This window comes from Billgrantia pellis (assembly GCF_008297955.1).
GTDB lineage: Bacteria > Pseudomonadota > Gammaproteobacteria > Pseudomonadales > Halomonadaceae > Halomonas > Halomonas pellis.
On record NZ_VTPY01000004.1, the window covers coordinates 88,213 to 109,196 of the forward strand.

A 20,984-nucleotide genomic window follows, 5' to 3' on the forward strand; every position below is an offset into this window, starting at 1 on the left:
TGGCTTAGGCGTACGGCTTCGATGTAGCGCGCTGCCATCTCCAATCGGGCAAGCTGGCGGGAAGCTCCGATGGCGATGCCTGTGCAAGAAAAACTCTGCCCACATTACCCATGGCTTCGGCACCCGAACGTCACAAGACACCTACGGCGTGCACTTCCAAGGGCACGGTTCAATGCAGCATAACAGGGCCGACTTTTCGGACATAACCTAGACCAACGTACTAGGGTTTATTGGGTCCTATGCGACCCGATACCACCATGTTAGACAATGGTCGGTGAGCCAACGACACGGGGCTATTCACCTAGACAAAAGTCCAAGAAGCCCTGTGCTAGACATTCGTCTAGCGGTACGTGTCTCGGTATTGAAACAGGCATGAAACACACGCGTAAGTTTTTGTTTTTTCAAAGGTATCACCAACATCAGTTTATTATAGTGTGCTCATGATACCAAAGTCTGGGATTTATTTTTTTCCGTTATTGACCAGTATTGCCCATGAGTCATACCGGTAATCGTAAGTCGATAAGGCGGCTCGACAATCGGCAGTGTGAAATGGTGGGAAGAGCGGCTCGTTCGCAGGGATCAAGACAAGAAAAGGGCGCGTACCGTGCCGCCGTCGAGACCACCTGATCCGATTCGCTTCGTGTGACCTCCCTGATGAAACTCGACCTCTCTCGGTGCGACTTCCCAACCTTAAAAACAAGTGGAGAGCAACACTATGGCAGATGACAAATCCAATGCGACCGCATACTGGAAGGCGAACCTGCGCCTGATTACCGGCTGTCTGATCGTCTGGGCACTGGTGTCCTACGGGTGCGCCATTATCCTGCGGCCGCTCCTGTCCGGCATTCCCGTCGGAGGTACCGATCTGGGCTTCTGGTTCGCCCAACAGGGCTCCATCCTGACGTTCATCGGCTTGATCTTCTTCTATGCCTGGAAGATGAATCGGCTCGACAAGCAGTTTGGCCTCGGGGAGTAGCCAGCATGAGTCAGTTTGCCATTAACCTGTTATTCGTGGGCGCCTCCTTTGCCCTCTATATCGGCATCGCGATATGGGCCAAGGCCGGGTCGACCAAGGATTTCTACGTCGCCGGCGGCGGGGTTCACCCGGTCACCAACGGCATGGCGACCGCGGCCGACTGGATGTCCGCGGCCTCCTTCATCTCCATGGCGGGCCTGCTCGCCTCGGGCGGCTATGCCAACTCCACTTACCTGATGGGCTGGACCGGCGGCTTCGTCATCCTGGCCATGCTGCTCGCGCCCTACCTGCGCAAGTTCGGCAAGTTCACGGTGCCGGACTTCATCGGCGACCGCTTCTACAGCAGCACCGCGCGCACCGTGGCGGTCATTTGTCTGATCGTGGCATCCGTCACCTACGTCATCGGTCAGATGACCGGGGCCGGCGTGGCGTTCTCGCGCTTCCTCGAAGTGCCCAGCACCGCCGGTATCTGGATCGCCGCTGCCATCGTGTTCCTGTACGCCGTGTTCGGCGGCATGAAGGGCATCACCTATACCCAGGTGGCGCAATACGTGGTTCTGATCATCGCTTATACCATTCCGGCGATTTTCATCTCGCTGCAGTTGACCAGCAATCCGCTGCCGCTGTTCGGCATGTTCAGCACGCATAACGAATCCGGCCTGCCGCTGTTGACCAAGCTCAACGAAGTGCTCAATGAGCTAGGTTTCCGCGACTACACCGCCGATGTCGACAACAAGTTGAACATGGTGCTCTTCACCGCCTCGCTGATGGTAGGTACCGCCGGCCTGCCCCACGTCATCATCCGCTTCTTCACCGTACCCAAGGTCAAGGATGCCCGTTGGTCGGTGGGCTGGGCGCTGGTGTTCATCGCCATCCTCTACCTGACCGCTCCGGCCGTCGCTTCCATGGCACGCCTCAACCTGCTGACCACCATCTATCCGGAAGCCGCCGGCCAGGTGGAGAGCTACGAAGAAGCGATGGATAACGCACTGGTCTACGAAGAGCGCCCGCAGTGGATTCGCACCTGGGAAGAGACCGGCCTGATCACCTTCGAGGACAAGAACGGCGACGGCCGCATCCAGTCCTATAACGCCGGCAACGAAGACTTCCAGGCAACGGCAGAGGAACGGGGCTGGGAAGGCGACGAGCTGACCGTCAACAACGACATTCTGGTGCTCGCCAATCCCGAGATCGCCAACCTGCCCGGCTGGGTAGTGGGTCTGATCGCGGCCGGCGGTATCGCGGCGGCGCTCTCTACCGCAGCCGGCCTGCTGCTGGCGATCTCCTCAGCCATCAGTCATGACCTGATCAAGAACACCATCAACCCCGGCATCTCCGAGAAAGGGGAAATGCTGGCGGCGCGGATCTCCATGGCCGGCGCCATTCTGTTGGCTACGTATCTCGGCCTGAATCCGCCGGGATTCGCCGCACAGGTGGTGGCACTGGCCTTCGGGCTCGCCGGCTCGTCGATCTTCCCGGCACTGATGATGGGTATCTTCTCCACTCGGGTGAACAGCACCGGCGCGGTCTGCGGCATGCTCGCGGGTCTCGGCAGCACACTGCTGTACATCTTCACCTACCTGGGCTGGTTCTTCATCCCCGGCACCAATATGCTGCCCAACACGCCGGACAACTGGCTGTTCGGTATTTCCCCGCTCTCCTTCGGCATCGTGGGCGCATTGATCAACTTCGCCGTCGGCTTCGCGGTTTCCAAGGTCACGGCACCGCCGCCCGTGGAGATCCAGGAGCTGGTCGAGAGCGTCCGCTATCCGAGAGGCGCTGGCGCCGCTATCGACCACTAAGCCATAATGGCCCCCCCGACCCGGCGGCTACGGGCCGGGGGCCCACCAGATCGGGCTTCCCATCGGGAAGCCCGATTGCTTTGAGGACGTACCACCATGATATGGCACTTGCTAGCAGCGCTCTTCGTCGGGCTGGGCGCCGGCGGTCTCGCCCATCTGCTGCGTCTCGCCAGCGGCAGGCGACTACCTCGCTGGATTGTCCCGGTCTGTGCCGGCCTGGGCATGTTGGGCTACCAGATACATCACGAATACTCGTGGCTCGATTACAAGCGCAGCCAGCTGCCGGCAACGGCTCAAGTCGTCGATGCCGAGAAGGGACAAATGTTCTGGCGGCCCTGGACCCACCTTTTCCCCATGACGGTTGCCTTCACCGTGGTCGATCACAGCAGCATGGTGCGACGCCAGGCCGACGAGCATCAGCTGGTCGAGTTCGTTCTCTACCGCTTCGAGAAGGAGTACGTGGATCGCCTGGACCATCAACCCCATCTGATGAACTGTACGACTCGGGAGATGGTGCCGCTGACCGGGGAGGAGCGCCGCCCGAACTTCCAGGCCATGCGCGGAGTGGACGCTTCCTCGCCGCTGTACGAGTCGGTCTGCTCGCTCTGGTAACGTCGCGCCGTCGGCCGCACGTGCCCTTGCGTCACCATACCCTTTAGAATGGTCGGCAATCTTCTGGGGGGAAGCGCATGTTTGCCGGTTGGCTGTTGATCGCCGTTTCGCTGCTCTATATTGCCGTGCTGTTCGTCATCGCCTGGCTCGGCGATCGGCGTGCCCGCAAGCACGGTGCCAGCCGCCGGCGCCCGGTCATCTATATCCTGGCGCTAGCCATCTACTGCACCTCGTGGAGCTTCTATGGCGCGGTCGGTCAGGCCGCCACCGCCGGCTGGTCGTTCGCCAGCATCTACGTGGGACCGATCCTCACTTTCCTGCTGTTCTGGCCGATACTGGCCAAGATGATTCGCGTTGCCAAGCGACAGAACATTACGTCGATTGCCGACTTCATCGCCTCGCGCTACGGCAAGGCGCAGTCGCTGGCCGCCTTTGCCAGCCTGGTGGCCCTGGTCGGCACGCTGCCCTACATCGCCCTGCAGCTGAAGGCCGTCGCCACCTCCTTCGCCGTGCTGACGGACGCCGCCGACATCACCCATGCCCCGCTGTTCGCCGACACCGCCTTCTTCGTCGCGGTCGTCATGGCGGCCTTCGCCATCTTGTTCGGCACGCGACATACGGATGCCACCGAGCACCACGAGGGCCTGATCCATGCCGTTGCCTTCGAGTCGATAGTCAAGCTGTTCGCCTTCCTGCTGCTGGGGATCTATGTCACCTGGGGCATGTTCGACGGCCTCGGCGAGCTAATGGCCCTCGCCGACACCCAGCTCGAACTACAGCGCCAGCTAGCCGACCAGGACTTTGGCCGAGGTTTCTGGGCCCAGACCCTGCTCGCCATGCTGGCGGTCTTCTGTCTGCCGCGCCAATTCCACGTGGCGGTGGTGGAGAACACTCACCCGGACGACGCCGCCAAGGCACGCTGGCTGTTCCCGCTTTACCTGGTGGCCTTTGCCTTCTTCATCCTGCCGATCGCCGCCGCCGGCCTATCGCTGTTTCCAGGTGGTTCGGTCGAGCCCGACACCTTCGTGCTCGCCCTGCCGATGGCGGCCGGCCAGCAATGGCTGACCCTGCTTACCTATATCGGCGGCTTCTCTGCGGCTACCGGCATGGTGATCGTAGCCACCGTCGCTGTCTCGATCATGATCTCCAACGAAATCGTGATCCCGCTGCTGTTCCGCTTGCGCTGGCTCGATACCCGGCCACGCGATTATGGACGCCTGGTGCTCCAGGCGCGGCGTATCACCATCGGCGCGATCCTGGCCCTGGCTTACGGTTTCTACCACCTCATTGGCGAATTCAATTCGCTGGCGTCGATCGGCATGTTGTCGTTTGCCGCAGCGGCCCAGTTCGCCCCCGCCCTGCTCGGCGGACTTTACTGGAAGCGCGGCAACCGGCTCGGGGTCATCGTGGGCATGAACGCCGGCTTCGCCATCTGGGTCTACAGCCTGTTGATGCCGACGATGATCCAGGGCGGCGTCCTGCCGAGCCACTGGCTCGCCGGCGGTCCTTTCGATCATCCCTGGCTGACCCCCACGTCGCTGTTCGGGCTCAACTTCGGCGACTCCTTCACCCATGGCGTGATGCTGTCCCTCGGGGTGAATCTGTTCTGCTACATCTTCGTTTCCCAGATCACCTCGCAGCGGGTGGTGGAGCGCATTCAGGCCTCGCTGTTCGTCGACAGCGTCGAGACCCGCCAGACCTCGGTCAACCGACCCTGGACAGGCGCCACCACCGTCGGCGACCTCAAGGTCCTGTGCGAACGCTTCCTCGGTGCCGGCCAAGTGGCCCGCGCCTTCGAGGACTACGCCCGACGCACGGGCAAACCGCTGGAGGATGGCAACCGCGCTTCCATCGACGTGATCCAGTTCACCGAACGCTTCCTGGCATCGGTGCTGGGCGCTTCCTCGGCACGTATCGTGGTCAATTCGGCGTTGCAGGGGCGAGGCATCGGCATTTCCGACGTGATCTCCATCGTCGACGAGGCCTCGCAGGTACTGGAGTTCAACCGCGCCTTGCTGCAGGCCACCATCGAGAACATCAACCAGGGCATCAGCGTGGTCGACCAGAACATGCGACTGGTGGTGTGGAACCAGCGCTACCTGGAGCTGTTCCGCTTTCCCGACCACCTGATCCGGGTCGGTGCGCCGATGGACAAGATCTTCCGCTACAACGCCCATAACGGCGAATACGGCCCCGGCGATCCGGAAGAGCACGTGCAATTGCTGATCGACAATATTCGTGAGGGCCAGCCTCATCGTTACGTGCGCTACCGTCAGGACGGCAGCGTGTTGGAGGTGCAGGGCAACCCCATGCCGGGCGGCGGCTTCGTTTACACCTACCAGGACATCACCCAGCAGAAGCGCATCGAGGAAGCGCTGATCCGTTCCGAGAACAACATCCGCATCTATACCGACAATGTGCCGGCCCTGATCGCCTACTTCGACAAGGAGTGCCGTTACCTCTTCACCAATCGCGCCTATGAGCAGGCCTTCGGCATCGACCGCAACGAGGTGATCGGCAAGCACATCGACAGTGTGATCAGCGACGACATGGCGCGTGAGCGCGTGCCATGGATACATCGCGCCCTGGCCGGCGAGCGGGTTAACTTCGAGGTCTCGATGCGCATTGCCGACGACCTGCGCTACATGTTGGTGACCTATACGCCGCACTTCGGCGACAGTGGCGCGATACTCGGCTTCTTCGCTCTCTATCAGGACATCACCGAGCGGCGCCTGGCAGAGATCGCGCTGAAGGAAACCAACGAAACCCTGGAAGAGCGGGTACGCGAGCGGACCCAGGCGCTTTCCGAGGCCAACAGCGCCCTGCGACAGGAGAACCGCGTTCGGGCCGAGGCCGAGCAGGCCCTGCGGCAGGCCAAGCAAGTGGCCGAGGATGCCAATGCTTCGAAGACGCGCTTTCTTGCCGCCGCCAGCCACGACCTGCTGCAGCCGCTCAATGCCGCACGCCTGTTCACCTCGGCGCTGTCCCAGGAGATGGACGCCGGCGACATGAAGCGCACCATTGGCCATATCGACAACTCGCTGCAGGCCGCCGAGGAGCTGCTCGGTACCCTGCTCGACATCTCCAAGCTCGACGCCGGCGCCCTCACCCCGCGGCGCAGCCATTTCCCCCTGGCGGATATCTTCCGCCCGCTGCGCGCTGAATTCGAGGTCATGGCCGAGGATCGCGGCCTCGACCTGGTGGTCGTGCCCACCCGGCTCTGGGTCGACAGCGACCCCCAGATGCTGCGCCGAATCATTCAGAACTTTCTGTCCAACGCGATTCGCTACACCCAGGAGGGTCAAGTGCTGCTGGGCTCTCGACGCCGCGGGGAGCGACTCACCATCGAGGTGTGGGATAGCGGCCCCGGCATCCCCGAATCCAAGCAGACCGAGATATTCCAGGAATTCCGCCGCCTCGATCAGGTGTCACGACACAAGGAGAGCGAAAAGGGGCTGGGGCTGGGATTATCGATCGCCGACCGCATGAGCCGGGTGCTCGACCACCCGATCACGGTGCGCTCGCGGGAAGGTCACGGCACCATGTTTTCCGTCAGCGTTCCTGTCGTCACCTCTCGCAGCGAGGCCGAACGCGCCGAGGAGGATGTGACGCCGCGCCGTGCCGGCAACAAGCTGGCCGGCGCCCGCATCCTGTGCATCGACAACGAGACGCTGATCCTGGAAGGCATGAAGGCAATGCTCTCCGGCTGGGGCTGCGAGGTCTATACGGCGACCAGCATCGGCGGCGCCAAATCGGTGCTGCGCAACCTGGACGGCGAACCGGACGCGATACTGGCCGACTATCATCTCGACAACGAGGTCACCGGTCTAATGGCGCTGGAGGCCTTGGGGGAGCGACTCGAGAGCGCCGTGCCGGGCATCGTGATCACCGCCGACCGCACCGAGGAGGTCGCGGAAAAGGTACGACGCAGCGGCTATCAGTTGCTGCAGAAGCCGGTCCGCCCCGCCGCCTTGCGCGCTCTGCTGACGCGTACGCTACAAGCCAGCCGTGCCACACGGCAGGAAAGCTGAGGCACGATGCGACCGCCTAAACGAAACCGCCTCCGTGGCCAGGGCCACGGAGGCGGTTGTCTATCTGTTTCCCCAGGGGTGGAGTCCGGGTCAGGATTCCACCTTGGGCGGCTCGACCTCGAGCTTCTGTGCCGCGATGACCGCCTGGGTACGGGAATGCACGCCCAACTTGCGCAGAATGGCGGTCACGTGGGCCTTGATGGTGGCCTCGGAGACGTTCAGCTCGTAGGCGATCTGCTTGTTGAGCAGGCCCTCGGTGAGCATGTTGAGCACACGGAACTGCTGCGGCGTTAGCGAGGCGATGGCCTCGGCAAACCGCGCCTCCTCCTCGCTGCCATCACCCAGCGCGTCGGCCAGTTCCTGCGGTAGCCATACCTCGCCGTCGAGAATCTCGCCCACCGCTTCGGCGATCAGCGCCAGCGACGAGGATTTGGGAATGAAGCCCGAGGCCCCGTAATCGATCGCGCGACGCACGACGTGAGGCTCGTCGCTGCCCGATACCACGGCCACCGGGATGTCGGGTGTCTGGCCACGCAATTGAATCAGGCCGGAGAAGCCATGGGCGCCTGGCATGTGAAGGTCGAGAAGAATCAGGTCGGCATCCGGATGGCGCGTCACCACCTCGCAGGTCGCCTCCATGGTATCGGCTTCCACGATCTCGGCCTGCGGCGCCAGCTGGCGCAGCGCTTGCGTCAGCGCCGCGCGGAACAGCGGATGGTCATCGGCAACGATGAATTTCTGGGCAAAGGCCATGGATGATTCTCCTCCGGTTCCTCGAGCGCAGGGCCAGGGCCGCCACACTGGGCTCATCGATTGATAACCGCATGTTACCCCATGCCGGAACCCTTTCCCAAGCATATGCGCACGGTTGTCGACAATGAGCCGTCAGTCGGCTCGGCGAGCAAGGCTTGCCCGTTTGGAAAGATTGACACTTTTCTTTGCACAAGGATACAGCAACCTCCTTGATGGCTGTTTCACGCACCTTCTATCTTCAAAGACGATGGCATACGCCAGAGATGCCGGATAGCCGGTAAGACCGGTAAAGGGAAGTACGGGTTGCATGTCCACAATGGCATGCAGGTGCAACGTTAAGGAGAAACACGATGGCACAGCGTAACCAGAACCCCGGTAATTTCGCCAACGATCCGAAGAAAGCTTCCGAGGCCGGTCGCAAGGGTGGCCAGCACAGCGGAGGCAACTTCGCCAACGATCCGCAGAAGGCCTCCGAGGCCGGGCGCAAGGGTGGCCAGCACAGTGGCGGCAACTTCGCCAACGATCCGCAGAAGGCTTCACAAGCCGGTCAGAAAGGCGGTCAACACAGCGGCGGCAACTTCGCTAATGATCGTCAAAAAGCTTCCGAGGCCGGGCGCAAGGGTGGCAAGAACAGTTAGCCGCCATTCATCAACTTTATCACCCAGGGCTGCCGGAGAATGATCTCCGGCAGCTTCATCTCACCCGCCGGACGGTTGCTGGACGGCCATTCCCTGGTGTGTGGTGAGGCATATCGCCTGTGACCGTCACCGGCTCAGGCGAGACGATGGAGACAACTCAAAGGCCGGGAGCCCGGCCAAGCCGCATTAGGCGCTCAGGAAGAGCAGATCAATCCGCCGCCCAAGTGAGCGGATACACCATCGCAATCGCAAGGAGGTAACACATGGGCACCCAACCGCAGACTCCCAAACATCTCGAAGATTGGCTGCGCGATGCTCACGCCATGGAAAAGCAGGCGGAAAAAATGCTGGAAGCCCAAGCCAGTCGGCTCGAGCACTATCCTCAGCTCAAGGCGCGCATCGAGCAGCACCTGACCGAAACCCGCGGCCAGGCGGAGAAAATCGAGCAGTGTTTATCATTGCTCGGTACCGACTTGTCGGCGATGAAGGATCTCGGCGGCAAGCTGGCGGCTTTCGGCCAGGCCATGGGGGGCATGATGGCAGGCGACGAAGTCGTCAAGGGTGGCTTGGCCAGCTATGCCTTCGAGCATTTCGAGATCGCCAGCTACAAGGCGCTGATCCAAGCGGCGGAGAAGGCGTCCAAGCCGGAAATCGCCCGTATCTGTGAAGGGATACTCAGGGAGGAAGAAGCCATGGCGCAGTGGCTGGCCGACCATCTCGACGACACCACGCGGCAATACCTCGAGCGCTCCGAGGACGATCAGCTTACCGCCAAGAAATGAAGCATTGTCCGCCTCTCCATGAGTGAAAGGCGTCGTAGGCCCCTCCTTGCCCCGGCGGAATGCCGGGGTTTTTTTGGCTCACTCCACCCTCCCACTGGGCTTGCATCGGTCACAAGCCGCTTCGCTGTTACCACCACCAAGCAGTCTCAGCAAAAAACCGCATCCGATACGGGATGCGGTCAGCCAGACACTTTCGTCAGGATTTACATGTGATCGCGTGGAATCACTTTTTCCCAGTTCTTGGAGAAGACCCGATAGTCGTTCTCGTAGGCGTCGAGCTGGGCGTGGATGAAGAAGTTGCTTTCATCGCAACTCAGGATGCTGCGTGTATAGATTTCGACGTTCCAGTCGTCGCGCTTGAAGGAGCGCTCGGTATAAGTCTCGCCGCGCGCCGAAGTGAAATCGTCGTGTACGGTGGTGTACCACTCGCGTGTGCTGCGACGGACCTCGGTACCGGTGTCCTCGATGAGGAAATGCCCCTGGTCGTTGATGACCTCGAGAGTCGACTCCTTGGTCGCCAGGTCACGGTGCAGCAGCCAGTTGTGCTCGCTGGCCTCGAACGTCGTAATGTCCAGCGGTGGCGCCTCCTCGGGTTCGTTGAATTCAGGCAAGCGCGCGTCCTCCTCTCCCGGGGAGCGTTCCGGTAGCGTCAAGGTGCAGCTACCGGGATAGATTTCTACCTGGGCCGGCTCCGGAGGCAACCAGGCCAATGGCCAGTAGGAGGTAGAAACGGACAGGCGCAGCTGATGACCCGCGGGAAAACGCTGAGCGATACCGTTCATGGGTATGCGCACCCGGTAACGCCGGTGCGGCACCAGCGGCTCGGGATTGGCGTCGCTGTCTCGATGGGAAAGATTGAGCAGACCGTAAGTGACTCGCGTGGCTTTACCGTCCGGTGCCACGTCCGACAGGCGAACCGCCAGCATGGCCTGGGGCTTGTCGCTTGAGAGTTCCAGCTCGACGACGGGCATGCCGAAGATATCGAGCGGCTCCGCCAACTGACGGCTGCTGAAGATCAGTGAGCCGCCGTCCTCTTCGCGCTGGTCCCCCGGCAGATCCGGCGTAGCGGCGTAGGAACACCACTTGCCGGCGAACAATCCGACGCTCAGTGGCGACTGCAGCACCAGCGAGCTCTCGTGCTCGTCGCGCTGATGCGGTCCGCCATGCCCCTCTCCCATGACAATGGTGTAAGGGCCCAGACCGTAGCGACGCATGCGGATATTGTCGGATGGCCACCCCGATTCCCCGATCCAGCGACCGGGACGCTCGGCATAGGAAGTATCAGGCGGTATGCTGTCCTGCTCCCAGGCACGCAGCATGGGCTCATCCATGATGCCGTTGTCCTTGCCCTTGAGCCAGTAATCCCACCAGCGCAGAGCCTCCTGCAGGAAACCGATCGCCGGCCCCGGGATTCCCTGATGAGGGTACTTGTGCCCCCAGGGGCCGATCAGCCCCTTGCGCGGCACTTCCAGATGCTGCATCAGGCGCAGCACAGTGTTGGTGAAGCCGTCCGCCCAGCCGCCGATGGCGTAGACCGGGCATTGGATGGCTGAATAGTGCTCGTTCACCGAACTGGTCGACCAGTAGGCGTTGCGACGCTGGTTCTCGATCCACTGCTCCAGCCACAGCCCGCTGTTCTCCATGCGATCGAACCACATGTCGCGCCAGCGGTTGCCTACGATCAAAGGGTCCGGCGGCAGCGTGTTGAAGGCGAACATCACCGTCGCTTCCGATAGATTGTCGCCAAGCAGGCAGCCGCCCATGTAGTGCATGTTGTCGGCGTACAGATCATCACTCGAGCAGATGCTGATGATCGCCTTGAGGGCCGGCGGCTGCTTGGCCGCGACCTGAAGGCTGTTGAAACCGCCCCAGGAGATGCCCATCATGCCGACGCTACCGTCGCACCAAGGCTGCTCGGCGAGCCAGGCGATGGCATCGACGCCATCTTCCTGTTCTTGCTGGGTGTACTCGTCGGTCAGCACGCCGTCCGAATCACCGCTGCCGCGCATGTCCACCCGGATGCAGACGTAGCCATGGCCGGCCAGGTAGGCGTGGTTGGTGGCATCCCGCCCGCGCGTGATGTCGCGCTTACGGTACGGGATATACTCCATGATCGCCGGCATTGGCGTTTGCTCGGCCTCCTCGGGCAGCCATACCCTTGCGGCTAGCTGCGCCCCGTCTCGCATCGGGATGAAGACGTTCTCGATCTCACGAACCTTGTAGGGAAACGTCTCTACGACACTCACGAATCCTCCTTGAGTTCAGTCCTGTACGGGTTCGATCTCGAACTTGAGCTCTTCGAGGCACGCCTTGTAGCGCTCCTCTATCTGATCGTGATCCTCACCCGCAATGTAGAGGGTTCCCAGGCGATAGCTAAAGCTATCCTGATGCAGGAGATCCCCCAGGCGGTCGCCCGGCGCTACGTCAAGCCGTACCATCGTACCCGGGTAGCGCCGCTTGAGTTCCTCGATCTCCTCTTCGCTCGGCACCCGCCGCACGATGCCGTCTTCATGCTTGTACGGGATCCAGCACTTGGCGGCGACCGGGAACTCCCCTTGGCGATTGACCAGCGAAGGGCGCTCGCCCAGTGCGATATCGACGGCCACCTCGTGATTGGACATGCCGTCGACCATGATGAAGATCTCGCTATGCGACTGCGAGATGCGCGTATTCACCTCGATCAGCCAGAGCTGGTCGCTCTCCTCGTCCCACATGAATTCGACGTTGAAACAGCCATTGTCATAGCCGATATGCTCGAGGAACTTCTTGGATACCTCGACCATCTTGTGGTGCAGCGTTTCTGGCAGATTGCTGGGATATTCCAGACGATCGAACGGGATTTCACTACCCTCTGCCTTGGGCTGAGCGATAATGCCGTGGACATTGAATTCGCCGCGATAGACGGTACCTTCCGGGGCGCCCTGCACGCCGGAGACGATCTGCTCGGCGATACAGGAGTTACCATCCATCTCCTGGATCTCCGGCGGCAGGTCGACATGACCCAGCGCCTCGTTGAATGGATCGCCAAGTTGGCGAATTCCCTCGCGAATTTCCTTGATCGCCTCGCGGAATTGCGCCTCGTTCTCGATCTTGAAACCGAGGTGGGAAGAAAATGCCTTGACCGGCTTGATCCAGAATGGGTAGTCGAGCGTGACTTGGGAAAGCGGATCCTCCGCGAAGGGGTCGACGCCGCAAAACTCGGGCACGACCTCGGGAATGACTTTCCGCTGTTCCAGCCGACTCCAGTACTTGTGCTCGCATTTCAGTACGCTTTCGACCGAGGGCGAGGGGATGCCGTATTCACGGCACAGTATCGGCACCATGACACTGGTGGGGAAATCCCACTGGGCGACGATGGCATCGATGGAGCCAGGAAAGGCCTCGAGTTTGCTGCGTGCCTCATCCAGCAACGCATTGAATGAAAAGCGCTCCGACTCCACGGCCGTCTTGACCGAGAGCAGGCTGTGCACCTCGAACTCATCGGAATGGCGAAGGGTCTCGAGCTCCTCACGCTGATGGTCTTCCAGCGCGACGACGAAAATGTTCCGTTTCATCTCTATCTCTCCTTGATCGTGTTGATGGGAGCACCTGGCATCCTGGATCCAGGCTCAGACTTCCTTCCCGCTTTCTATCCTCACTTCCATCACCTCAGAAGATAAGAACGATGCGGGCAAGGTTCCACGGGGAAGACGATTCTTTACCCTTAGGAACGTAAGGAAACAAAGATACGACGAAATGCCTCTACTTCTTTCCCAGCGATACATGCCGTCAGGCTTCGGTGAGGTGTCGCTTCGGATGGCAAGCAACGATGACTATTTTCGCTAACGCTAAAGAAGATAAGACCGATTTGACACTTCGTCAGACCCGCCTAATGTGAAACGAACGATTCGGCTGATGCCATTCAGCATTCGATTTGTCACGGCAAGTCAGGCTGATCGTCTTGAAACGCCAAAGGGATTGATGCCTACAGGAGGTAACATCATGAATGCCCTCGATCTTCTCAAGGAAGACCATGACAAGGTACGCGACCTGCTCGAACAACTGGTCAACACGACCGAGCGAGCCGAGAAGAAGCGCCCTGATCTGCTGGCCAAGATCGAGAAGGAGATGCAGGTCCATACCCAAATCGAGGAAGAGATCTTCTATCCCGCCTTCAAAAAGGCCAGCGGCAAGCAGAACGACAAGATGTACTACGAGGCTCACGAGGAGCACCGTGCCGTAGAAGACCTGGTGCTGCCCGATTTGAAGCAGGCCGACCCCGGCGGAACGCAATTCTCCGGTCGCGCCAAGGTGCTGAAAGAACTGATCGAGCATCACGCCGAAGAGGAAGAGGAGGAGATGTTCCCACAAGCCAGAAAGACCATGTCGGAGCGTGAACTCGAAGAGTTGGGCGAGAAGATGCAGGCCCGCAAGAAGGAACTGATGGCAGCCTGATAGCGCAGCGCAATGTCTCACCACAGAGCAGCGCAGGCCTCGGCGTGAAGACGCCGGGGCCTGTTGCGTTCGGTACGTTGGGTTGGCGCCTGCGCTGGGCACAACTAGGCTGAGAGATGAACCTCGTCAAGGAAACTCGACGGCCAATGGACGGAGCCGATGGAGAGACTCGAGGAGTATCGTCGCAAGCGCGACTTCACGCGCACCCGGGAGCCCGCCGGCGAGGCAGCCCGCGCCATGGGCTCGGGGGATCTTTACGTCATGCACAAGCATGCGGCGAGTCACGATCACTTCGACCTGCGCCTGGAGCAGGATGGCGTTCTCAGGAGTTGGGCGCTGCCCAAGGGGCCGAGCCTGGAGCCCGGCGAGAAACGCTTGGCCGTGGAAGTCGAGGACCACCCGCTCGACTACGGCGACTTCGAGGGGGTGATTCCCGAGAAAGCCTACGGCGGCGGCACCGTGATGCTGTGGGATCGCGGTCGCTGGCGGCTCAAGGGCCGGTCCAAGCCGGATCGCATCGATATCGAGCTCGACGGCGAGCGACTCAAGGGAAGCTGGACCCTGGCCCGCATGAGCGGCAAGCGCCAGGATAAGCATGGGCGCAACTGGTTGATGATCAAGCGCCACGACGACAAGACGCGCATGAATGCCTCGCTCAGTGTCGACGAGGATAGCAGCATCGCCAGCGGTCGCAGCATGGCGCAGATCGCAGAAGACCGCGACGCCACCTGGTCATCGAACCATGGCGAAGCCCAGGAAACTTTCTCCCCCGCCCTGCTCGATCCGTCGACACTCGACGGCGCCCGACGCGCGAAACTACCGCGCGAGATGAAGCCGCAGCTCGCCACCCTGGCCCGCGACGTGCCATCCCAAGGCGACTGGATCCATGAGATCAAGCTCGACGGCTATCGTCTGCTGGCCCGTGTCGAGCGGGGCGGTGTGCGTCTGACCACGCGCAACGGCAAGGACTGGACCGAGCGCTTTCCCCACCTGGGCAAGCCCCTGAAAGCGCTACCGGTGAAAGCGGCGCTGCTCGACGGTGAGGTAGTGGCCATGGGCAAGGATGGCATCACCCGCTTCGGCCAGCTGCAGGAAGCGCTCTCCAGCGGACGCACCGCTCATCTCGTCTACCAGGCCTTCGACCTGCTGTACCTCGAAGGCTATGACCTCACCGGAGTCGCTTTGATCGAGCGCAAGCGCGCCCTCGCGGCACTGCTCGAGACCGTGGAGATGAAAGAGGGCACCCTACGCTATTCCGACCATATCGAGACCCAGGGTGCGGCCTTCCATGAGCGCGCCTGCCAGATGGGGCTCGAGGGCATCATCTGCAAGCGCGCCGACAGCCGTTATCGGCAGAAACGCAGCCGCGACTGGCTCAAGGTCAAGTGCGTCAGCCATGAGGAGTTCGTGATCGGCGGCTATACCGCCCCCGGCGGCTCTCGCAGCGGCTTCGGCTCGCTGTTGATGGGCGCCTACGGCAAGCAGGGACTGCTCTACGCCGGGCGCGTGGGCACCGGCTTCAGCAACCGCCTGCTGGAACAGCTGAGCGCTACCCTGCGGGAACTTGAAATCCCCCGTTCGCCCTTTCATGGCAGTGTGCCGGACAACCGTTCGGTGCATTGGGTACGCCCCGAGCTGGTCATCGAAGTGGAGTTCACCGAACGCACCCGCGACGGCCGCTTGCGTCATCCGGCCTTTCGCGGCTTGCGCGAGGATCGCAATCCCGAGGAGATCCGCATGACCGCTTCCAAGGAAATGGCCGCCGATGGCGAAAAAGCCGCCGACGACAAGCCCGCCCCTCGCCGCAAGGCCGGCGGGAGCCGCAAGAGCGAGATATCGCTGCTCGGCGTCCGCCTGACCCATCCCGACCGGGTGCTATTCCCCGAACAGGGGCTGACCAAGCTCGACCTGGCACGCTTCTATGAACAGATCCAGGACTGGGTACTGCCACGCCTGGCGAGACGCCCACTGTCGCTGGTGCGCTGCCCCCAGGGCCGCAACGACGAATGTTTTTTTCAGAAGCATCCACGCACCGCCATCCCCGACAGCGTGCCGCGTATCGACGTGCCGGAAAAAAAAGGCAGCGCCGAATACGTCTACGTCGAGTCGGCTGCCGATTTGGTCGGGCTGGTTCAGGCCGGCGCGCTGGAAATCCACCCTTGGGGCAGCCGCATCGACCACCTGGAGCAGCCCGACAGCCTGGTGTTCGATCTCGACCCGGACGAAGGCATCGCCTGGCAGGAGATCCTGCGTGTCGCGGGAACATTGCGCGAGCGCATCGAGTCGCTGGGGCTCACGCCGTTCCTGCGCACCACGGGAGGCAAGGGACTGCACCTGGTGGTGCCGCTCGAACCCAGTGCCGACTGGGACCGGGCCAAAGCCTTCGCCCGTGCCATTGCTGAACAGCACGCCAAGGAGGATCCCAAGCGGCTGACCACGAACATGTCCAAGGCCAAGCGCGAAGGGCGCATCTTCATCGATTACCTGCGTAACGGCCGGGGCGCGACGGCGGTGGCTTCTTACACGGTGCGCGCTCGCGAGAACGCCCCAGTGGCGGTACCGATCCGCTGGGATGAACTCAACGCGGCGCTGCGCGCCGACCGCTATAACGTCGAGAACCTGCGCCGCCGGCTCTCGGCCCTGCGCCAGGATCCCTGGGCCGATTTCGCCAGGGCCGCTCGTCCACTGGACGCCGATCTGCTCGGGTCGGTCGGCGTGGAATGATCGGATCGGGAGGGGATATGAACGACACGCCCTGGTGGCTGGAATCCGGCCCCGAAACCTGCCAGTTCTGCCTGTGCACGTTCCACTACGAGGCGGGCTATCACTGCATCTACTGCGACCGCCCCATCTGTCCCGCGTGCGTGGCGGAACGCGTCGAGGGTCGCGAGACGGTATGTCCCGAATGCCACGAGGAGGATCGCTGATGGGCGCACGGGCAATGTGGAAGGGCGTGATCCGCTTCGGCGAGGTGTCGGTCCCCGTCAAGCTCTACTCGGCGGTGCAGGATCGCAGCGTGCATTTCCGTCTGCTGCACGCCAAGGATCGCTCCCCGGTCAAGCAGGCCATGGTCAACCCAGAGACCGACGAGATCGTCCCCTACGCCGATACGCGTCGCGCTTATCGCACCGACGCGGGTAGCCTGGTGATGTTCGACAAAGAGGAACTCGAGGCGCTTGAGCCCGACTCGGGCCGCGACATTGAGGTCATTCGCTTCATGCCGCCGCAGGCCATCGATCACCGCTGGTATGACCGCCCCTACTACCTGGGTCCGGACGGCAGCGAATCGGACTATTTCGCCCTGGCCGAGGCGCTCGCGCATAGCGGCCGTGAGGGCCTGGCACGCTGGGTCATGCGCAAGAAATCCTATGTCGGCGCCCTGCGTCTGCATCGCGGCGTGCCCATGCTGATGTCGCTGCGCCATGAGGAACAGGTCGTCTCGGTGGACGCCCTCGAACCGCCCAAGGGCAAGCCGCTCGATGCCAAGGAGCTCGACATGGCGCGTCAGCTCATCGGCATGTTGGAAGCGGAATTCGAGCCCGACGACTACCACGACGAGTACCGCGCCCGCGTGCTGGAACTGATCGAGGCCAAGCGCCAGGGCAAGAGCGTCAAGGTGACTCCCATCCGTCGCCGCGAGCCCTCTGACGATCTGTCCAAGGCGCTCGAGGCCAGCTTGAAGAAGGAGCGCAAGCGTGCCTAGCCAACGCTCAAGCAAGCGCAAGCCGAAGAACGAGGCGCCGGAGAACGAAGAGAAGAAGAAGCGCTTTCATGCCAGCGGCCCCCGGCCCATGTGGTCGGGTACCATCACCTTCGGGCTGGTCAGCCTGCCGGTGAACCTCTACCCCGCCAACCGCGCCAAGCCGGTGTCGATGCGCATGATCGATCGTGACGGTACGCCGCTCGCACGCCGCTATTTTTGCGAGCAGGAGGGACGCACGCTCGACTACGACGAGCTGATCCGAGGCTACGAGGTCGAAAAGAACGAATTCATCGTGGTAGAGGATCGCGAGCTCGAGTCGCTGGCTCCCGGGAAATCCCAGGAAATCGATCTCAAACGCTTCGTCGGCCTCGACGAGATCGACCCGATGTACTTCGAGCGCGCCTACTTCATGACGCCTGACAAGGGCGTCACCAAGGCCTACCGCCTGCTCGCCAGCAGCATGGAGGCATCGGAGCGCGCCGGTATCGCCACCTTCGTCATGCGCGGCAAGGAGTATCTGGTGGCGATCATCGCCGAGAAGGGCATCCTCCGCGCCGAGACCCTGCGCTTTGCCGAAGAGATACGCTCACCGGAGGCGATCGACCTGCCCGAGGAACATGCCCCCGACCCGCGGAGCGTAAAAGCCATGGAAAAGGCTATCGCCGCGCTCAGCCACGAGACGCTCGAACGCGAGGCGCTGCAGGACCTGCAGAGTCAGCGCATCGTCGAGCGCGCCGAGGAGAAGCTGGCCAAGGGGAAGGACGTGGTGGCGCTCGAGGAGGTGTCGTCCGAGCCCGATGTCGAACCGGAACAGGGCGGCGAGGTGATCGACCTGATGCAGGTACTCAAGCAGAGCCTCGCCGAGGGGCGCCCGCCCGAACCAGAAAGCCGAAACGTAAAAGCCTCACGAAAGTCTGCCGACAGGCGAGACAGCCCCGGCACCGACAGCAAGGCGAAAGCCAAGCGCAGCACGGGCAAGAAGGCGAGTGGCGACGGCAAGGCGTCGCCGCGCAGGAAGCGGCGCCCCGCCGAGCTGGAGCGGCTTTCGCGCGACGAACTCTACGAACGGGCGCAGAAGCTCGATGTCCCCGGCCGCAGCCGCATGAGCAAGGCCGAACTGGTCGAGGCGATCGCCAACGCGGGTTGAACGACAAAGCCGGCCCAGAAGGCCGGCTAGAGTTTCGTTAACGTCGCGCTTGGTTTAGCGGTTGGCACGGTTCTCGATCAAGTCCTCCACCACGCTGGGATCGGCCAGGGTGCTGGTATCGCCCAGGCCCTCGGTCTCGTTGGCGGCGATCTTGCGCAGGATACGGCGCATGATCTTGCCCGAGCGGGTCTTGGGCAGGCCCGGCGCCCATTGGATGACGTCGGGCGAGGCGATCGGCCCGATATCCTTGCGCACCCATTGGGTCAGCTCCTTCTTGAGTGCGTCACTCGGCTCGACACCGTCGGTCAGGGTCACGTAAATGTAGATGCCCTGACCCTTGATGTCGTGGGGGAAGCCAACCACGGCGGCCTCGGCCACCGCCTCGTGCGCCACCAGCGAGGACTCGATCTCGGCGGTGCCCATGCGATGGCCGGAGACGTTGAGCACGTCGTCGACGCGACCGGTGATCCAGTAATAGCCGTCCTCGTCGCGGCGGCAGCCGTCGCCGGTAAAGTACATGCCTTTGTAGGTCGAGAAGTAGGTCTGCACGAAGCGGTCGTGGTCGCCCCAGATCGAGCGTGCCTGGCCGGGCCAGGAGTCGAGGATCACCAGGTTGCCGTCGACGGCGCCCTCGAGCTCGTTGCCCTCGCTATCGACCAGCGCCGGCTGCACGCCGAAGAACGGCAGCGTGGCCGAGCCCGGCTTGAGATCCATGGCGCCCGGCAGTGGCGCGATCATGATGCCGCCGGTCTCGGTCTGCCACCAGGTATCCACGATCGGGCACTTGGAATTGCCGATCACACGATGGAACCACTCCCATGCCTCGGGGTTGATCGGCTCGCCCACCGAGCCGAGCAGGCGCAGGCTGTCACGCTGGCTCGAGTCCATCACGCCGTCGCCGTGGGCCATCAGAGCCCGGATCGCGGTCGGCGCGGTGTAGAGGATACTGACGTTGTGCTTGTCGACGATCTCGCCCATGCGGCCGTGGCTGGGGTAGCTCGGCACGCCCTCGAACATCAGCGTGGTAGCGCCATTGGCCAGCGGGCCGTAGACGATGTAGCTGTGACCGGTGACCCAGCCCACGTCGGCGGTGCACCAGTACACCTCGCCATCCTGATAGTCGAAGATGTACTGGTGGGTCATGCTGGCATAGACCAGGTAGCCGCCGGTCGTGTGCTTGAGTCCCTTGGGGGCGCCGGTGGAACCGGAGGTATAGAGGATGAACAGCGGATCCTCGGCGTTCATCTCCTCTGCCGGACATTCGGTCGCCTGCTTGTCGACCAGGTCGTGATACCAGACGTCGCGATCGCCCTTCCACTCGATCTCGCCGCCGGTGCGCTTGACCACCAGCACCTTCTCGCACACCCCGGTGCCTTTGCGGGTCAGCGCGGCGTCGACGTTGTCCTTGAGCGGCACGTGCTTGCCGCCGCGCACGGACTCGTCGGCGGTGATCACCAGCTTCGAGTCGGCGCCAATGATGCGCTGGGCCAAGGCGTCCGGGGAGAAACCGCCGAACACCACCGAATGCACGGCACCGATGCGTGCACAAGCCAGCATGGCCACCGCCGCCTCGGGAATCATCGGCATGTAGAGGGTGACCACGTCTCCCTTGCGAATGCCGAGCTCCTTTAGCGCATTGGCCAGTTGGCAGGTTCTGGCATGCAGCTCGCGGTAGGTGATGTGCTTGGCATCCTTGGGATCGTCACCCTCCCAGACGATGGCGGTCTGATCGCCACGCGCCTCCAGGTGACGGTCGAGACAATTGACGCTGGCGTTGAGCGTGCCGTCCTCGTACCAGCGGATGTCCACGTTGTTCGAATCGAAGGAGGTGTGCTTGATCTTCGTCGGCGACTTGAACCATTCGACGCGCTTGGCCTGCTCCGCCCAGAAACCCTCGGGGTCGTCGACGGATTGCTTGTACAGCGTCTGATACGTTTCGCGATCGATCCAGGCATTGGCGGCGAAGTCGTCGCTTACCGGATAGACTTTCTGCTGATCGGTCATTGAATAGCCTCTTCCAGGAGATGCGCCCTCTCGGTGGTTGTCACCGGCTGCTTGTTCTTGATTGCGCCGGTACCAGATCTGCCTTCCAGCATATACCGCCTG

Annotated in this window: 15 protein-coding genes; 11 read left to right on the forward strand and 4 right to left on the reverse strand. The window is 62.2% G+C overall.

Annotated features, from left to right (window positions below):
- Positions 1–715: 715 nt before the first annotated feature.
- The 4 genes from F0A17_RS10630 (at position 716) to F0A17_RS10645 (ending at position 7,421) form a co-directional block, all read left to right on the forward strand.
- Positions 716–976 carry a DUF4212 domain-containing protein gene (locus tag F0A17_RS10630; RefSeq protein ID WP_149328328.1) on the forward strand — a complete coding sequence of 87 codons (261 nt, stop codon included), beginning with the start codon at positions 716–718 and terminating at the stop codon, positions 974–976.
- A gap of 5 nt (positions 977–981) precedes the next feature.
- Complete coding sequence (locus F0A17_RS10635; protein WP_149328329.1) at positions 982–2,778, forward strand: sodium:solute symporter family protein; 1,797 nt, start codon at positions 982–984, stop codon at positions 2,776–2,778.
- A 96-nt stretch (positions 2,779–2,874) separates the two neighbouring features.
- On the forward strand, positions 2,875–3,390 hold the full coding sequence (locus tag F0A17_RS10640) for a hypothetical protein (RefSeq protein WP_149328330.1): 516 nt from the start codon (positions 2,875–2,877) through the stop codon (positions 3,388–3,390).
- Positions 3,391–3,467: 77 nt separating this feature from the next.
- The gene (locus F0A17_RS10645; RefSeq protein WP_149328331.1) at positions 3,468–7,421 is read left to right on the forward strand and encodes a hybrid sensor histidine kinase/response regulator; all 3,954 of its coding nucleotides are present in this window, start codon (positions 3,468–3,470) and stop codon (positions 7,419–7,421) included.
- A 90-nt stretch (positions 7,422–7,511) separates the two neighbouring features.
- Here F0A17_RS10645 and F0A17_RS10650 read toward each other — a convergent pair whose 3' ends face one another.
- Positions 7,512–8,174 carry a response regulator gene (locus tag F0A17_RS10650; RefSeq protein ID WP_149328332.1) on the reverse strand — a complete coding sequence of 221 codons (663 nt, stop codon included), beginning with the start codon at positions 8,172–8,174 and terminating at the stop codon, positions 7,512–7,514.
- Between the two features lie 350 nt (positions 8,175–8,524).
- Between F0A17_RS10650 and F0A17_RS20770 the strand changes: the two genes are divergently transcribed.
- Entirely contained in the window at positions 8,525–8,812 is a 288-nt protein-coding gene (locus tag F0A17_RS20770; protein ID WP_149328333.1) for a con-10 family general stress protein, read from the forward strand.
- Between the two features lie 263 nt (positions 8,813–9,075).
- Positions 9,076–9,594, forward strand: coding sequence for a ferritin-like domain-containing protein (locus F0A17_RS10660; protein ID WP_149328334.1), 519 nt, complete (start codon positions 9,076–9,078; stop codon positions 9,592–9,594).
- A gap of 203 nt (positions 9,595–9,797) precedes the next feature.
- Here F0A17_RS10660 and F0A17_RS10665 read toward each other — a convergent pair whose 3' ends face one another.
- Both F0A17_RS10665 and F0A17_RS10670 read right to left on the reverse strand, forming a co-directional pair.
- On the reverse strand, positions 9,798–11,840 hold the full coding sequence (locus tag F0A17_RS10665; RefSeq protein WP_187774679.1) for a CocE/NonD family hydrolase: 2,043 nt from the start codon (positions 11,838–11,840) through the stop codon (positions 9,798–9,800).
- A gap of 15 nt (positions 11,841–11,855) precedes the next feature.
- On the reverse strand, positions 11,856–13,148 hold the full coding sequence (locus tag F0A17_RS10670) for an ATP-grasp domain-containing protein (RefSeq protein WP_149328335.1): 1,293 nt from the start codon (positions 13,146–13,148) through the stop codon (positions 11,856–11,858).
- 427 nt (positions 13,149–13,575) lie between these two features.
- On the opposite strand from F0A17_RS10670, the gene F0A17_RS10675 reads away from it, so the two are divergent.
- The 5 genes from F0A17_RS10675 (at position 13,576) to ku (F0A17_RS10695) (ending at position 18,878) form a co-directional block, all read left to right on the forward strand.
- Entirely contained in the window at positions 13,576–14,028 is a 453-nt protein-coding gene (locus F0A17_RS10675) for a hemerythrin domain-containing protein (RefSeq protein ID WP_149328336.1), read from the forward strand.
- 159 nt (positions 14,029–14,187) lie between these two features.
- Complete coding sequence (gene ligD, locus F0A17_RS10680) at positions 14,188–16,752, forward strand: DNA ligase D (RefSeq protein ID WP_149328337.1); 2,565 nt, start codon at positions 14,188–14,190, stop codon at positions 16,750–16,752.
- Between the two features lie 17 nt (positions 16,753–16,769).
- On the forward strand, positions 16,770–16,955 hold the full coding sequence (locus F0A17_RS10685; protein WP_149328338.1) for a hypothetical protein: 186 nt from the start codon (positions 16,770–16,772) through the stop codon (positions 16,953–16,955).
- The gene (gene ku, locus F0A17_RS10690; RefSeq protein WP_149328339.1) at positions 16,955–17,731 is read left to right on the forward strand and encodes a non-homologous end joining protein Ku; all 777 of its coding nucleotides are present in this window, start codon (positions 16,955–16,957) and stop codon (positions 17,729–17,731) included. Before F0A17_RS10685 ends, ku (F0A17_RS10690) begins: the two co-directional genes overlap by 1 nt.
- The gene (ku, locus tag F0A17_RS10695; protein WP_228716876.1) at positions 17,724–18,878 is read left to right on the forward strand and encodes a non-homologous end joining protein Ku; all 1,155 of its coding nucleotides are present in this window, start codon (positions 17,724–17,726) and stop codon (positions 18,876–18,878) included. The genes ku (F0A17_RS10690) and ku (F0A17_RS10695) overlap by 8 nt, the downstream gene beginning before the upstream one ends.
- Positions 18,879–18,932: 54 nt before the next feature.
- On the opposite strand, the gene acs is transcribed toward ku (F0A17_RS10695), so the two are convergent.
- Positions 18,933–20,882 (reverse strand): acetate--CoA ligase, encoded by a 1,950-nt coding sequence (gene acs, locus F0A17_RS10700; RefSeq protein WP_149328340.1) that lies wholly within the window; start codon positions 20,880–20,882, stop codon positions 18,933–18,935.
- Positions 20,883–20,984 lie beyond the last annotated feature (102 nt).

Bases quoted from the DNA above. Each gene is read 5' to 3' on its own strand.
- ku (WP_149328339.1), top strand. From the start codon at position 16,955: ATGGGCGCACGGGCAATGTGGAAGGGCGTGATCCGCTTCGGCGAGGTG.
- acs (WP_149328340.1), bottom strand. From the start codon at position 20,882: ATGACCGATCAGCAGAAAGTCTATCCGGTAAGCGACGACTTCGCCGCC.
- F0A17_RS20770 (WP_149328333.1), top strand. From the start codon at position 8,525: ATGGCACAGCGTAACCAGAACCCCGGTAATTTCGCCAACGATCCGAAG.
- F0A17_RS10670 (WP_149328335.1), bottom strand. From the start codon at position 13,148: ATGAAACGGAACATTTTCGTCGTCGCGCTGGAAGACCATCAGCGTGAG.
- F0A17_RS10645 (WP_149328331.1), top strand. From the start codon at position 3,468: ATGTTTGCCGGTTGGCTGTTGATCGCCGTTTCGCTGCTCTATATTGCC.
- F0A17_RS10660 (WP_149328334.1), top strand. From the start codon at position 9,076: ATGGGCACCCAACCGCAGACTCCCAAACATCTCGAAGATTGGCTGCGC.
- F0A17_RS10685 (WP_149328338.1), top strand. From the start codon at position 16,770: ATGAACGACACGCCCTGGTGGCTGGAATCCGGCCCCGAAACCTGCCAG.
- F0A17_RS10635 (WP_149328329.1), top strand. From the start codon at position 982: ATGAGTCAGTTTGCCATTAACCTGTTATTCGTGGGCGCCTCCTTTGCC.
- F0A17_RS10650 (WP_149328332.1), bottom strand. From the start codon at position 8,174: ATGGCCTTTGCCCAGAAATTCATCGTTGCCGATGACCATCCGCTGTTC.
- ligD (WP_149328337.1), top strand. From the start codon at position 14,188: ATGGAGAGACTCGAGGAGTATCGTCGCAAGCGCGACTTCACGCGCACC.
- F0A17_RS10640 (WP_149328330.1), top strand. From the start codon at position 2,875: ATGATATGGCACTTGCTAGCAGCGCTCTTCGTCGGGCTGGGCGCCGGC.
- F0A17_RS10630 (WP_149328328.1), top strand. From the start codon at position 716: ATGGCAGATGACAAATCCAATGCGACCGCATACTGGAAGGCGAACCTG.
- F0A17_RS10675 (WP_149328336.1), top strand. From the start codon at position 13,576: ATGAATGCCCTCGATCTTCTCAAGGAAGACCATGACAAGGTACGCGAC.